This is a genomic window from Anaerolineales bacterium (genome assembly GCA_003105035.1).
Lineage (GTDB): Bacteria > Chloroflexota > Anaerolineae > Anaerolineales > UBA4823 > FEB-25.
On sequence record PQAL01000040.1, the window covers coordinates 1 to 15,650 of the forward strand.

6 protein-coding genes are annotated in these 15,650 nt (G+C 50.1%); all 6 read right to left on the reverse strand.

Translation table 11 applies throughout. From position 1 onward, the window contains the following. The coding region (locus C3F13_17830; GenBank protein ID PWB49891.1) for a hypothetical protein at nucleotides 1-10,280 on the reverse strand (10,280 nt) is incomplete at its 3' end. Between the two features lie 382 nt (nucleotides 10,281-10,662). Then, nucleotides 10,663-11,943 carry a hypothetical protein gene (locus tag C3F13_17835; GenBank protein PWB49892.1) on the reverse strand — a complete coding sequence of 427 codons (1,281 nt, stop codon included), beginning with the start codon at nucleotides 11,941-11,943 and terminating at the stop codon, nucleotides 10,663-10,665. A gap of 84 nt (nucleotides 11,944-12,027) precedes the next feature. After that, complete coding sequence (locus tag C3F13_17840) at nucleotides 12,028-12,675, reverse strand: hypothetical protein (GenBank protein PWB49893.1); 648 nt, start codon at nucleotides 12,673-12,675, stop codon at nucleotides 12,028-12,030. A gap of 28 nt (nucleotides 12,676-12,703) precedes the next feature. After that, nucleotides 12,704-13,720, reverse strand: a complete 1,017-nt coding sequence (locus C3F13_17845; GenBank protein ID PWB49894.1) for a hypothetical protein — start codon at nucleotides 13,718-13,720, stop codon at nucleotides 12,704-12,706. Between the two features lie 57 nt (nucleotides 13,721-13,777). Then, nucleotides 13,778-15,001 (reverse strand): hypothetical protein, encoded by a 1,224-nt coding sequence (locus C3F13_17850; protein ID PWB49895.1) that lies wholly within the window; start codon nucleotides 14,999-15,001, stop codon nucleotides 13,778-13,780. A 163-nt stretch (nucleotides 15,002-15,164) separates the two neighbouring features. Next, a complete protein-coding gene (locus C3F13_17855) occupies nucleotides 15,165-15,644 on the reverse strand; it encodes a galactoside O-acetyltransferase (protein PWB49896.1) in 480 nt (159 codons plus the stop codon). Nucleotides 15,645-15,650: the final 6 nt, after the last annotated feature.

Below are 15,650 nucleotides of genomic sequence, written 5' to 3' on the forward strand. Positions count from 1 at the left end.
TCACTCCAGCTCACAAAGTGGTAGCCCGTATTAGCCACTGCCATTACCGCTGTACCATTACTGCCATAAGGCACTGTCTGGGTGGTCTCACCTGTCAGCGTGCCACCTGTACCCGCCGTATAGGCCAGGGTGAACGTATCCGGCACGAACACCGCAGTAACGTCTTTATTTTCATTCATCGTGATCGATATGGGACTGACCGAGCCGCTCAGGTCGCCTTCCCAACGATTCAGGTGCCAATCAGAAGCTGGGTTAGCTGTGAGGGTGACACTCGCCCCATTCGCATAAGTAGCCTGGTCGGGGGATCTGGTGACCGTTCCGCTGCCGATTACATTCACAGAGAGTATATTCGCGCCTTGTAGGAAGGTGGCTGTTACATTTTCATTTGCATCGACTGTCACCACGCAAGGGCCTGAACCGCTGCAGGAACCGCTCCAGTAACCGAAACTCCAGCCAACTTCAGGCGTGGCGGTCACGGTTACTTGATCGCCGTAGTAGTAAGTGGTCTGATCAGGGCTCTTGCTGATTGTGCCCTGGCCTTCCACACTAGTGGAGAAGGTGTATGGAATGCGGGCAAAGTGTGCATACACAGTTGAATCGTAATTTACCGTGACCTCAATTGGATTCGCCGTACCCTCGCGGTCTCCAGTCCAGTTGACAAAGGTCCACCCTGGATTCGGATATGCAGTTAGGATCGGCATCGAATGATATCGATAAGGTCCCGGTGGATTAACATCAACCTGGCCGCTGCCCACCGGATCTATGATTACATCCAGCGTGTACCAATCCTCAGTGAACGTAGCCATGACACTCTTATTTCCGTCGATGGTGATCGTGGCTGGGTTCGTGTTGCCACTTAAATCGCCCGACCAGCTACCAAAGCTCCAACCTGAGGATGGAGAAGCAGTCAAATGGACGATTTCACCGTAATAATATGGGGCTTCATTGTCGCGCAAAACGTATCCACTTCCTTCATGATCGACTGTCAATGTGTATTCAATTTGGGTGAATGTTGCCCCGACGACCATGTTCCCGTTTAAAGTGATCGTGGTTGGGTTGTTTTCCCCGCTTAGATCTCCAGTCCAACCGGCGAAATCGTAGCCAGTAGCCGCTGTAGCTTCAAGGGTCACATCATCCCCATAGAGGTAGGGACCAGCCGGGGTGGCAGTGATCGTACCGCCTGTCGATTGTTGAAGCGTTAGCGTGACAGCGTTCGATCCAAACGTTGCTCCGACCGTCTTATTGCCATTTAGTGTGATCGTGGTCGGGTTGGTTATCCCAGTCAGATCGCCCGTCCATCCGGTGAAATTGTGGCCTACATCAGGCAATGCTTGCAAGGTCACTACATCTCCATAATGGTACGGTCCTGGCGGGGTGGCTGTGATCGCCCCCCCTTCTATCGGGCTGATCGTCAGCGTCACCACGCTCAGCTCAAATGACGCACTCACCGTCTTGGCTTCGTTCATCACGATCGACCAGGTTCCGTTGCCGTTATCGATCAGCTCGGCAGCATTTACTCCACTCCAGCCGGAGAAAATCCAGCCTTCAGCAGGAACTGGCGTCAATGTGACCGTCGTTCCGGAGGGGTAGTTAGCCGCATCAGGGCTCTTCGTGACTGCGCCACCCCCAACCGGGTTGGCTGTCACCGCTAGAGCGTAGGTATTCTGGGTGAACTCCGCCGTGACGGTCGTATCGCTGTTTATAGTCACGGTGCAGGGATCGGTGCCCGTACAGCCTCCACCATTCCAGCCAGAGAACGTCCAGGCTGGATCCACCGCCCCCATCGTCAGCAAGACGTTCGTCCCAGAGGTATACATCGTCTGGTCAGGATCCTTGGTGACCGCACCGTGAGCCGAGTTTACCGTCAGGGTGTACTCATCCAGGACAACTGCATCCCAACAGGATCCATTAATAGGCTGCGGTATTTTAATGTTACCAGACTGCAACCTGTAGAGTTCATCCATGGTGAGGATTGGAACGCCCTGGCTTATTATATAATCCACCAAACCCTGGAAGCGGTCTATATACCAGCCGTTAACTGTTGGATTTGTGCTAATATCATGCAACAATAGAACCACAATCTCTCCCCGAGATATCGCCGTATCAATGTACCCTTTAGCGACGTCAAGTGTAGTAGAACTATCGATATTTCGCATACCAATTTCATATGGATTCGTGAGTGGTGAAAGGTTGTTGAAATAAAGGGTCGTCCTCCCGGATCGCATACCCAGGTTCGCCATGGCAGTTAGGGTATCTGCGTTATAGTTTCCGTACGGATATGCCACGTAGTTAACGTTCATCAATCCATGATCGTTCAGAGCATCGCGTGCGGTCGCCAGCGCAGCTTCCTGGTCGGATAAGGATAACGTGGTTAGGGATGTGTGGTCTGCAGTGTGATTTCCGACTGTCCACCCGGTTGCATACATTTCCTGTAGCTGGGTCCATGTCACCTTGCCCATGGTATTTAAATAATTAGAAATGATATACCCGGTCCCACGAACGTTCCTGGGTTCCATATAGGCATAGGCCTGATCCCAAAGGGTGGAATGCCCATCATCAAACGTGAGGAGGACGGCAGGTATTGATTCGCCACTTTCTAACCCATCGATGGAATAAGAAGTTGCCGACGTTCCAGAGATTCTTATGTAAATGCTGGTAATGGGGTTTCCCCATGATGGGGATCCAAATGTATACCAATCAGAAGTCCGCAAGCTAACCAGGTTCCAACCGGGGCGGTATCGCAACCTGAAGGGACGGCCATAAGTTGCGTAAAAGCCGTTGCTCTGGTTGCTGTTATACATATACACCTGGAAACCCGTAGGTTCGCCCGTCCCGTGTACGTATACCCAAAAACGTATGTTGCCTTGTGCATCCGGCGATGACATATCCCAGTTGACCGTTTTTTTGATTCCCACATACCCGGAACTGGATGGAGTAGTCAATTTTATGGATGCGTTACCCACCTTATGGTTGGCTGCATCGATGACCGCAGAATACCCCGGTGCAGAACCGCTTATTGTCCAACCGCTCAATGATTCAAAATCTTCTCGTAAAATGCCGGGGCTCTCATTCAAGTTTCGTGGCAGAGCACAAGTCACCTGAATAAAGGTTGCAGTAACCTGCTTATCAACATCCATGGTCAGTGTGCAGGGATTTCCCTGCCCGGCGCAGTCACCGCTCCATTCTAAGAAGCTCCAGTTCGGATCCGGGTCTGCCGTCAAGGTCACCTGATCGCTGGGGTAGTACGGAGGTTCCAGGCTACGAATGACCTTGCCACTCCCATTGATTGTCATCGATAGATTGACGACGTCATGCGCAAAAACGGCTGTGACACTCTTAGGTGAATCCATGGTCACCGTGCAAGCACCAATGCCTGAACAGGCTCCATTCCATTGAGCGAACTCATATCCATCTGCAGGTATGGCTGTGACCTCAACAACGCTCCCTTCGAGATAGGGGTTGATGCCAACGGCTGGTGAAGTCGATCCGCCATCAACTGGATTTACTGCGATGGTGAGATTTTGATAGACCGGGGTAAAGTAAGCCGTTACAGCCCTATTTGTAGTCATGGTCAGCGAACAGTTTCCTGTACCAGAGCACGAGCCTCCCCAGTGATCGAACTTGTATCCTGCCGTGGGAAAGGCAAAAACGTTGACCACCGTTCCATTCGGATAGATATTCACTCCGGCAGGTGGGGTGGTTGTGCCTGCACCCTCTGTTGGATTATAGGTGATCGTCAGGGTAAAGGTGTTCTGGTTGAAAGTGGCAGAAACACTCTTCGGACCGTCCATCATCAGCGTACAGGGATTGGCCTGGCCGACGCAGTCGCCGTTCCATTGGCCGAAGGTGTAATTTGTGGCAGGCGTGGCAGTCAGAACCACAACCGCACCGTAATCATAGGTTGCCGTCGATTTATCGATCGTGCCGCCGGTGGATTGGGTGACATTCATCACAAAAGTATCAATGGCGAAAACCGCTGACACGGCCTTATGTGCGTCCATCGTCACACTGCAGGTAGTGGTCAGCTGCCCGCTGCAAACGCCTGTCCATTCCACGAAGTGGTAGTGGTTCGCCGGGGTAGCCGTAAGCTCCACCGCTGTGCCTGGTTCATAAGATGCAGTTCCCGGGTCGATCGTGCCATTAGCTGGCTGGGTTACCAACAGGGTGTAGGGCGGGTTTAGATCCCCACCGGTAAAGGTGGCAGTGACCGACTTGTTGCTGTTCATCGTGACCGTAGCTGGATTCGCAGTTCCGGTCAGATCGCCGCTCCAGGATCCGAAGGTCCAGCCTGCTTCTCCCGTGGGTGTAAGCGTAACTACATCCCCGTAGTAATAAGTCGCTTTGTATGGATTCTTAGTGACCGTGCCAAGGCCTACGGTATTAATCGTCAGCGTATACTCGGATTTAAAATAAGCAGTGACAGCTTCAGCCCCATCCACGGTTACCAAGCAAGGGTTCACACTGCCCGTGCACGACCCCTCCCAATGGTCAAATGCCCAACCCGTCACAGGTGTGGCTGTCACAGTTACCACAGTCCCATAATAATAAGAAGTCGCATTAGGAGATTTGGTTACCGTACCTTTCCCGGTGGGAGACACGGTGACAGCCGGGAAGGCATAGGTTGGATGTGAGAAATTGGCAAAGACGGTCTTGTTACCGTCGATCGTGATCACACTTGGGTTCGTGCTCCCCGTCAGATCGCGGCCCCAACCAGAGAAAGTCCAGCCAGGCTCTGGATTTGCGGTCAGGATTACTCTCTGACCATACGTATATGTCGCCTGGTCAGGATTCTTGGCCACCGAACTTGTTGTACCCGTGGCTGTCACGACGATATCCAAAGTGTATCCAGTTTTGACGAAGGTAGCCGTGACAATCTTGTTCCTATTCATCGTCACCAAGCAGGCGCCACTGCCCGTGCAATCTCCACTCCAGGCAGAGAATTCCCAGTTCAAAGCCGGAAAAGCACTCACCTCCACAACCTGCCCGGGTTGGTAGGTAGCCTGATCCGGATATTTTGTCACCGCCCCACCGCCCACTGCGTTTATGGCAAGTGTGTAACCTTGAGTGAAAACAGCGTTGATGCTTTTATAACCGTCGATGGTGATACTCGCCGGGTTGGAGCTACCCGATAAATCCCCACTCCAGTGGCTGAAGTAATAATTGGAAGCGGGGGCAGCGGTCAACTGCACCACCTCACCATAATGGTAAGTGGCCTTGTCTGGTGACTTGGTCACCGTACCAAGGTTGCCAGTATCAACCGTAAGGGTATACTCGATTGGAGCGAATGTTGCAGTGACAGTCGTATCTGCGTTCATGATCAATATGCAGGTCCCGGTTCCGCTGCACTCCCCACCACTCCAACCACTGAAAGTATACCCATTAGCGGGCATGGCTGTCAGTGTCACCTCACTGCCGGGTAAGAAAGCCTGCTGATCAGGCGAGCGTAATACCGAGCCGCCTGCTTCCGGTGTGACGAGAATTGTCAGGACGACATTATCGGAATTTCCATTAACCGTCACCGTTTGTGTGACACTTGTACTGTCAAACGGGTTTGATACTGTCAGCGTGACAGGTATATCACCGGCGTCAGGGAACACGAGATCGTAAGTCGGTGAAGTAGTCTCAAATTCCTGACCAGCGAAACTCCACTTATACGTTATCGGAAGCGAAGTGTCGATGGATGAATAACTGGCAGCAAAGGTCGCTGGTATGCCTTCTTCAACAGAAGCGGGGGGTAGGATAGCAACATTCGTAACTGCTGGCCATGCATTGATAGATACATCGTCGACATACCAGTAGACAAACCCGGCAGCATTCGCGCGTTGGGCATTGAAACGCAGATAGACATTTGCCATTTCACCATACGCACTGAGGTCGATTTCCTCAGTGATCCAGTGGGGAGCTGTATTTATCCCAGTGAATGTTTTAAGCACTGTCCAGGTCGTTCCATTGGTCGATACTTCCAGAATTGCCTTATCACTCACATTTCCCAATTGATAAGCATGATTGAACCGCAAAACTGGACTGGCATAGTCGGTGAGGTTTATTGCGGTCGCCATTACCAGTTGCTGTGATGCATTAATAACGGTGGAGCTTGCTCTCCATGCATGGGATTTACTATGACTGGCCATGAACAAGCCCGAATTGTTTAGCGTGACAGCAGTGGGAGCTGCTGTAAAGGTAATCACCCATGGAGCTGCTAATGTGCCATAGCCAGTAATCGTGGTTGTGGATATACCAGCATTGGTCAAGTTAGTCCTAAGATTGGCTGCAGTGATGTTCCAATCCAAAGGTGCAGTCGTCTTAGAGTCAACCGTGAGCATGAAGGTGCCACCTAAGGCGGGACCAGTATTCACATAATAGATCGTGCCCGCGCCGGTAACACTGGCATCGAAGCTCCAAATTCCCCCAGGAGCTAGACCCGTTTTGTCCATGGTGACCGCGGTGGGAATCCCGGTAAAAGTGATCACCCATGGGCTGGCAAACGTCCCGGAGCCAGTAACCGCAGTAGTGGCTATACCGGCATTGGTCAATGCGGTCCTGAGATTTGTATAATTAATGTTCCATGCCAGAGGCGCAGTCGTCTTGGAGTCAACCGTGAGTGAGAAAGTGCCACCAACGGCGGTACCTATGGTTACATTGTAGGTTGCGGTTGTACCGATTAAATTTTCAATGAGCCCCGTTTTATCGATTGTGACCGCAGAGGGAGCAGTTGTAAAGGTAATCACCCATGGGGCAGCTAGTGTGCCGGAGCCAGTCACGTTGGTTGTGGCTATACCAGCATTCGTAAGTGCGGTCCTGAGATTTGTTGACGAAATATTCCAGGCAAGAGGCGCAGTCGTCACGGAGTCAACCGTGAGCAGGAACGTCCCACCAACGGCGGGGCTGACATTCACATTGTAGATAGTCCCGGAGCCGATTACATTCTTAATCAGGCCCGTTTTGTCCATCGTGACCGCAGTGGGAGGCGTTGTAAAGGTGATCACCCATGGGGTAGCTAATGTGCCGGAGCCGGTAACCGCGGTTGTGGCGATACCGGCATTGGTCAGCGCGCTCCTGAGATTAGTTGACGAAATATTCCAGGCAAGAGGTCCAGTCGTGACTGAGTCAACCGTGAGTAAGAAGGTGCCACCCACGGTGTAACCAATATTGACGTTGTAGATGGTGCTTGCGCCCGTAGCATTTTGCTCACTTATGGACCATTGACCAGTCCCATTTTCCATATCATCCTGGAAAACCGTGATCGCCGGGCTGGAGGGCTCAAACTGGCTGCGGCTATATGCCGATGTGCTGGCGGCAACCTGGGCTTGAACGGCCAGCGTAGCTGAACTCAGGCTACCAGTGAAGATTTTGACCGCACTGAGCTTGAAAGCCCGTGAGCCGGTCAGAGGCAGCTGCTCGTATAGCATCTTGCCATCAAACTCGAGGCTCATCGTATTGGTTCCGAGAGCCAGCGCCTGCGGATTGCTGACAGCCCAGGCAACTTCGGTACCGTAGTCATCCACCAGCAGGCCTTCAATGCTGTAATTTCCAGCCCGGAAGGTGCCCGAGTCAGTCACGTTCACGGTCACATTAGCCACCAGTTTGTCATAACGGCCGTTACCGTTGGTGTCGACCGGGGAGAAGGTGTACGGGCCAGGGGTTACGTCCATTATGTCGTTCGTCCCGCTGGGGAGTGCCCCAATCACAATTCCGTCCATTTCGATGAGACCAACAAGATCTGTGATTTGATAAGCGCTAGCAAAGCGGTTATCTACGATTGGGCCGTTGGCCTGGATCAGGTTTAGATGCTCCAGGGAGTAGGGTGGCTGTGTCACAGCCACGTCAAATTGTAGTGTTGCAGTCGGCTCGCTGCCCGTCCAGATGGCATTTCCCACAAAAACGCCCTGTCCATCGTACAGATCACCTTCAACGGTAAACGTTCCCGGGATATTGATCTTCAACGGTATGTTAACCAGGATCGCTTCGTACAGGCCGTTACCGTTTGCATCGATACCCTGATACGAATATTCATCAACGATGCTCGCTGGTTGAACCTTGAATTGGCTGGCGCGGTATGCTTGAGTTAAAAATGAATATTCCTGGTAGTCGAGCATTTTTTCGGGTTCAATGATCGCCAAGATCGGCTGGTCCGGTGAGGCCACCCACAGGGCTTGCACCTGGTAGGGGCCATCGACACCAAAGTCGCCGATCTGCTGACCGTCAAAAGAAAGCTGAACCATCTGCAAACCTTTTTTCAAGCTGGTCCGGCCTGTAGATGTGCGGATGACATTCTCCCCAGTGAGCAGAAGACCACCAAGCTGGTATTCACCGTCCTGGGAAGCAGTCACCTCAGCCGTGATGTTAAGCTCATCATAAAGACCATCATCATCTTTATCGAGACCCGACTCAGCCAGGATATTACCAAGCCGGGCCTTACCATTGGAGCTGGCACTGTTTGTCATGAATGGGAAATATGCCTTGTAAGTGGTGGCCCCTTCTACCGCACTCCGCGTCTGTCCTGGGACAATGGAGCAAGTAGTGATGCTCCAGGCAGCTTTAAAGGCATCACATTCAGCCGTGGGAGTGGAAGCGCTGCAGCTTGTTGGCTGCGGGTTGTAAGGCCAGTTCTCCAGTGGAGTTGCCGGGTCTGGGACGCCAGCCGGCAGGAAATAGGTCATAGTTTCGTCACGGGCGGGTGAGGCCGGGTTGCTGACGATTGGCGTGCGCCACTCGCTGGGTGCCCAGTTATCTCCGCTCCACATCTGGCAGTTCAGAACGTCAACCTGGGGTGACTGCCTGATCTCCAGTGGCCTGAGGCTACTCCATTCATAGTCTCGATTCAGTCGATCGAAAGAAGCATCAGTAGGTGCTTCATTTTGCCAGGCGGTATTAACCGTTCCTACCCCGGTGCTGGTCTGGAAAGTCCAATCTTCATTAACTGCGAATACCCCGTCTCCATAATAATCGTTATAGTACCCAGAGGCGGTATCCCAGGTATTTAATGTTGATGTTCCAGTTGTGCCGGAGCTCCAGGGGTAATACAGGTCAGCCGACTCATCTCCGCCGTAGGCACGCTTGGCATACCACTTGTCATTCATCCACATCATCACCGAATGGTCATATTCGTAACCTGTGCCAATTTGCCCGGATTCGCCATGCCCACTAGTCTTGTTATAATCCAAAGTGAACGGCCGCGAAGCGATGCCAGCCGAACGAAGGATTGAAGTGAAGGTTGTTGACGTGGTTTCACAATAGCCACCAATGCTGGTGATGCCGGTGCCATCAAACCAGCGATACATGGCGCTGGTCCAGTTATTTTGCGCATGATGGGACTGGGTATGAAATTCAGCATCAATCCAGGATGCAAGAGCGTCAATGGCCGCAGTCATTGTGTTTTTACCTTGCATGGCTTTCATGGCATTGTTGACAAATACCGCCTTGGTATACTGCTCGGTCCAATACGCCTGGGCATAACCATAAGCATTGTGATACTGCCAGAGTGAGCAGGGTGCGTTGGGGTCGGTCCCCGGGCAGGGCTGCACGGTGCTCTCATAATCCCCATAATAAGACGCTTCCCACATGCGCCACCATACGGCTACTTCGTCTTTCTTATTATCCGGGTCACCGTCATAAAGGAAAGCAGCAATCTGATCTTCGGGGAGAGTGCTGGGCAGCTCGAAGATGACATAGATCGGCATACTCTTTGTCCAGGCACCATCGGTGACGGTGGCAATATAGGTGCCTACCGTGCCAGCGATCGGTATGCTAACTGCCCAACCGCCGCTTGGATCCATTATAGGGGTTAATGCGGTCATACTCGTACCGGTCAGCGTCAACGTACCCGAGGCAGGTCCTGTTATGGTAAATACAGTACCCCGCCGGACAACCAGGGCTTCACGTAGCAGGTACTGGTCGCCAGCCTGGATCATCTTAATATATTTCGGATCTGTGGTGCTGAAGTATTGCTTTGTCTTGAAGCTGTCGTTATAGATGACCGCGATGCCTGGATCATGTGAATCCAACGGGTTGGTATTAAACAACTTTTCCTCCCCATCACTCAGGCCATCGTTATCACTATCCAGGTCTTCCGGATTGGTGACAAACGGCCCTCCGGCAAGGTTGTACCAGCCGGCTGTTTCCAGCGTGTTAGCCAGTCCATCACTATCTTTATCGGGCAAGGGGTATGGATCCTCCTGTGCTTTTACAGATAAGGTAGGAGAAAAATAGGGAAATAGCATAGAAAGGATCAATACGATAGACAGAACATGGAATGTTTTGATCAGGATTTTATGTTTCATGGAGCCATCTCCTCTTTTAATTATCGGCTAGTACTTCGTCCCCTGAGAATAAGAGGAAGCTATCATCCAATAATGTATGTATGAAATTAAATAAATAAAGGCAATACTTGCGAGCATATTCACAAATATAGTAGAAAATCGCGAATTTCACATCGTCAAATTAACCAATAATTAATCTGCGATTCAGTCCATTTACAGTCAAGCAGAATTACACAATCCGACAATAATGTATAACACAAATGTGCCATATGTCACAATAAATATTGAGATATCAACAAAAAGAACAAAATATTTATTAGATTTATATTTCTGACATGGAAAATATTAACAATTCAATTAGGAAAAACTAGCGCGGATGGAAATTTGAACCTTTATTAATAAGTTAAGGTTCATTTAATTCAGAAACTGCGTACTGGTGTTTCCCTGAGGGCAGCGGGGCAATCTCGTCCACAAATTTAAATTCCACAGTACAGTTATCTCCAAATGTATGGCGCACTGCATAACGAATCTCATCGAGCACGGCCCGAGGAATCTCACCGGAGGGAACTAGGCGGAAGACCATCTGCTTGAGCGACTTTTGGTTCACCTGGAACTGCCGGATCGATGGATGGGTCAGGCAGCGCCAAGGTGCCCCGGCAAATCCCCCCCACACCATGCTGCCATTGGCAGCGCGCAGTGCCTCCACGCTGCGACCTTCGACTGAGGCAAGCATGGGTGCCGAACGCCCGCAGGGGCAGCTCGATTCCGCGCTGAAGCTGGCAAAATCGCCCACCTGGTAACGGATAAACGGCATGCCATAATTGTTAAGGTTGGTGACGACGACCTCACCTACCTGCCCAAGGTCAGATGGCGCGCCGTCTACCAAAATTTCAACCAGGTTATTTTCCACACTCACGTGCAAGCCGAGGTGGGATTCACACTCACAGGCAATTCCCCCAAGTTCGAGAGTTCCGTAGCGGTTAAAGACGCGGGTGTGGAAGATTTCCTCAATCTCTTGGCGTACGACTGGAAGCAGTCTTTCTGCGGTCGTAAAGACGCCATCGAAGGTTACACCATCAAAAAGGTTGGATCGCACATAGCGGGCAAAGACCTGAATACTGGTCGGGTAGCCAAACAAGATGCGCGCATTTGAGCGGAGCGTTTGGCAAGCAAAGGCTTGCATGGCGGATGGGGACAGTGCGAAGGCATCCATCTGGAAGCGATTCCAAACCCGATCTATCCAGGCTAAGCGTAGGCGCTGCCGGATAGTGGGATCCAGCTTAGCGCCCCAGATGAAGGCTTGCGAGTCGCCAAGTTGCCAGCCAGCCCAGCTAATGTGGCGTTGGATATCGGCTGTGACTACATCCCGGAAGTTGTTGTCTTGCATAAATGTCAACGGCTCTCCCGTGGACCCAGAGGTAGCAAGCTGGCTCATTTGGTGTCTACGCTCCGGCTCAGTAGTAATCAAGTCTTGATAGTTATCGCGGATAAGAGCTTTGGTGAGGACAGGGAGCGTGTCCAGGTTACTCAAATCAGGTTCCAGGTCGCCGGGCTGGAAACCGATCTCTTTGAAGATTCGCTGGTAGTAAGGTATGTACTGGTTGGCATATTCCACCAGTCTCAGCAGCTTGTCGTGCTGCAAAGCCTCCAACTCATCGCGGCTCAGCCATTGGGTGCAGTTCAATTCTTCCAGCCGAGCTAGAATATGCCGTCCAGTGATTCGTTCATGAAGTTTTAACGCAGCTAAACTAAGCGTGCGATTCATTATTTACGAATGGCTTATCGATATTTTTACTCGGTACCAGGGACCGAAACGTTTAAAATCTATCTCACCAAGTATCGTGCTTCCAAGTTTCCGTTGCCAGACAGCGATTGACGGAATGTTGTTAGCCTCAATGTAACAGAGAGCCCTCCGGTAACCCATATCCTTAAATTTCTGTAAGCGGGCAATTGTGAGAGCCGTCTGCACGCCTTGCCGGCGATAAGCTGGTGCGGTGAAAGCATCGTTGCAGAGAATATCTCCATACACTAAACTAAGACGTACCCGCTCTACCTCCGCATCGACTTCCGCGCATCCCCAAGCATACCCAGCTGCTTGGGAATTTTCAACCGCAATGAAACCAAAATGCCCATGCACCAATCGATATTCACACAAACGGACTTCAGAAGGCCGGTTGATCTCTCGGATAAGTTCCAGGTCATTTTTTGTGAACGGACGAATTTCAAATGATGTTTTTGATAAAGGAACGGGCAATGGATTTTCAAGTGAACAGGCAAAGATCAAAAATTTCAAGTGCCGGTATGGTAGCCTGACAATATCCAAAGCAATTATTGGTATTGCGGATAGTAATCCATCGTGTTGGATAAAAAAAAGCCAATCTTCGAATAATTCACCAAGTCGATGAAGAGGGTTCATTTATCAAAATTCAACGGTGAATTGAAAATCAACCAATCAGGTAACGATATAACTGATAGCCTTTTTCACTAACCCGGAGTAAAGCTTTTGAGTGAATCAATATGTTGCGCCCGTGCTCAACTAATTTTCCACCAAATTTAGCTTTGAAATCTCTCACACCATACGCTTCGCCAGGTTTACCCGCCCCACCAAAGTCATAAATCTTGTAACCATGTGTGCAGCCCCAATTTAAGACGTGCCACATGAGCAGCTCACCGGGAGATTCATCTGCATAGGCACGATCTACTCCACTATACCAGCCATAGATAACATCCTTGTATAACAACTCAGCTGACGCAGCCACGAGATTTGAATCGACACGCCCTAACCAAAATTGGACCATACCCTTTGGCATCAAGATATTATAAGCAGCTTCAAACAATGACCGGTCTGCCAAAGGTATCCGCGCTTCCCGGTAGGTTTTACTCACAAGCCTGAACCAATCTTCGAGCTGGCTATGTTGGGTGAGCAGGTCAATTCTCATGCTCCCTTTCCGTATACCTTGGCGGATGTGCTTACGGGTTCGTGGTCCAATATTCTGCAATACTTGCTCTGGTGTTATGTCGAGATCTATCAGGTAATCCAGATGCTCTGTATAGATAAATCCATTTTGGGCGAATACCCCCTGTAAAAGGCTAAGATCAGCAAGGTTCCGCAACTCTGTAAACAAAGCTTGGCGTTTTGCGGCGCGTACATACGAGCTTAACAATAAATCCAGCGCATTTGCATCATAGCCAGTAGAGGAACATAATACGCTCCCATAAACGATTGCCCGTGTGGTAAGGGGACGAAACAAGCCATCTGCGAGGGTAATCTGAACCGGTGTAAGAAGTGCCAATATCTCCTTGTGTTTATTGACAACAGCTTGTAACAAAGGATGATGTCCTTTTGTATGAGAGAAAACTTGATATATCTCGGGGGTATGGAATATATTCCCTTGTGGATTAAGGGCAACATAATCTCTCCATATATTTTCATCAAGTGAGTTTACGATTTGCAGGTTCATTGATATTTCCAAAGTTATTAACCCGTAGCATTACCCGGGTCGTTCACGTCTTCACATTTATAGCTGGTGCTGCTTTTTACCTACTCGCTCAACAAGCTCAACATATTCAGCACTGATCTTCGCCCAATTGTAACGCTGGTTAAAATTTTGGCTTCTACGGGCAAGTTCAGCCATTCGGTTGGGATTGTTATAAAGCATAAGAATACAACGAGTCAGGTCATCCACATTCCCAGGCTCAAAGAATTCCACGTTTGAATCACTGTGATAAATCTGATTAGCGGTGGTCCGAGCAGCAATCACAGGCAAGCCCAAAGCGGCATATTCCATTAATTTTGTAGACAATGCAGTATCGGTAAACACGTTACTACGGATCGGAACGACACCCAGGTGGCAAGACATTATGATCTCTGGAAGCTCCTCAACGAGATGTAAACCATCGATTGTAATGTGTCGATTCAACTTAAGTTCCTCGACCATTCGTACCATCTGGGGTAAGTACTCCCCATTTCCAATCAAGGACAAATGGATTCCGGGAATATCATGCCGGACCCGATCAATTGCCTGAATTACCAGATCCAACCCATTCCGCTGCACGAAGGTACCGTGGTAGATGAGGCGAAAGCTATTTCCCTTATGCGGTTGCGCTCGCTCTTGCTCTGATGGATGAAATATGTTTTCATCGGCGACATTCATCACCACACTACATTTTTTCTCCGGCAGGCCTCGTCTAATCAAGGCCTGCCGCCATAGCTCAGAGACTGTAATCACATGATCGGCAAACCGGCAAGCCAGACGCTCTTGTAAGCGGATCGAACGAGCCAAAAAGGAGCCTGTCTGTCCGAAACGCTCGGCGTAGAACTCAGGCATCAAATCATGCATATCAAGAATGATAGGAACCCGCAGCAGTTTGGGAATCAGGGCGCAAAAGACCAGAAAATCCGGCATGTTATGCACCTGAACTGTATCGTAACGACTCTGAAAGTGCAGTCTGGTAAGTTTGAAGGCAGCAGTGAAGAAGAAACGCAGGTATTTGAGGAACTTTTCGCCCAGTACGTTGCCCCTCAGCAGGGTGGTCAGGAGCCGATACCTCTCCCGATAGATCTTGACCCCTTTGTAGTCGTCAGTAGCAGGCTCACCCTTCAGGCGGATACAGATTACTTCCACATCAACGCCATGTTTTACTAAGGCCTCTGCCTCTCTCTGGACCCGGGATTCGCCCAAGGGGTAAGGAGCAAATACAACCATGCAGTGATGGGGAGATGGTTGGTTTACCTTGGACATTGATATTCAATAAAATAAAAGGGATTTATCAAGGCGTTATACAATGCAAGTCTCGGTTAGCAACTGGATTTTAATTGGTTAGATGAGAAGAAGGAGTATGAGCTACTTTTTATTTGGCGTATATTAATAGCAATGAAAACGGAATGTTATTTACTTAGATGTTTTATAGATTAACGATTTCTCCGGTTTCAAGGGAGAATTGCTTGATCGGATGGGCTGGTATGCCAACGACGACTGTACAAGGTGGTACATCTTTGGTGACTACAGCGCCAGACCCGACAATAGCTGAACGACCCACCGTAATATTTGGCAAAATGATGACACCTGCTCCAATCCAGGCGCCATCTTGAATGTTGATCGGACCAACATTTGCACCAAAGATTTTATACACATCCCTCGAGCTGGGAGCCCCTGAAGAAGTTATCAATGTAACACGTTGAGCAATCGTGACTTCGTTACCAATAAATACTTGCGGTTTCTGATATTGAGTATCCACAATGATGAGGTCTTCTCCAATATAAACGGGGGAACCAATAGTGTAACCCGCCATGCGCAATAAGGCGGCTCGCAGGTTATAACCCGGAATATTGCGTGCCAACAGTTTCAGTATTCTCTTAAAGAACGAACGAATCAATCGAAACATGTATCA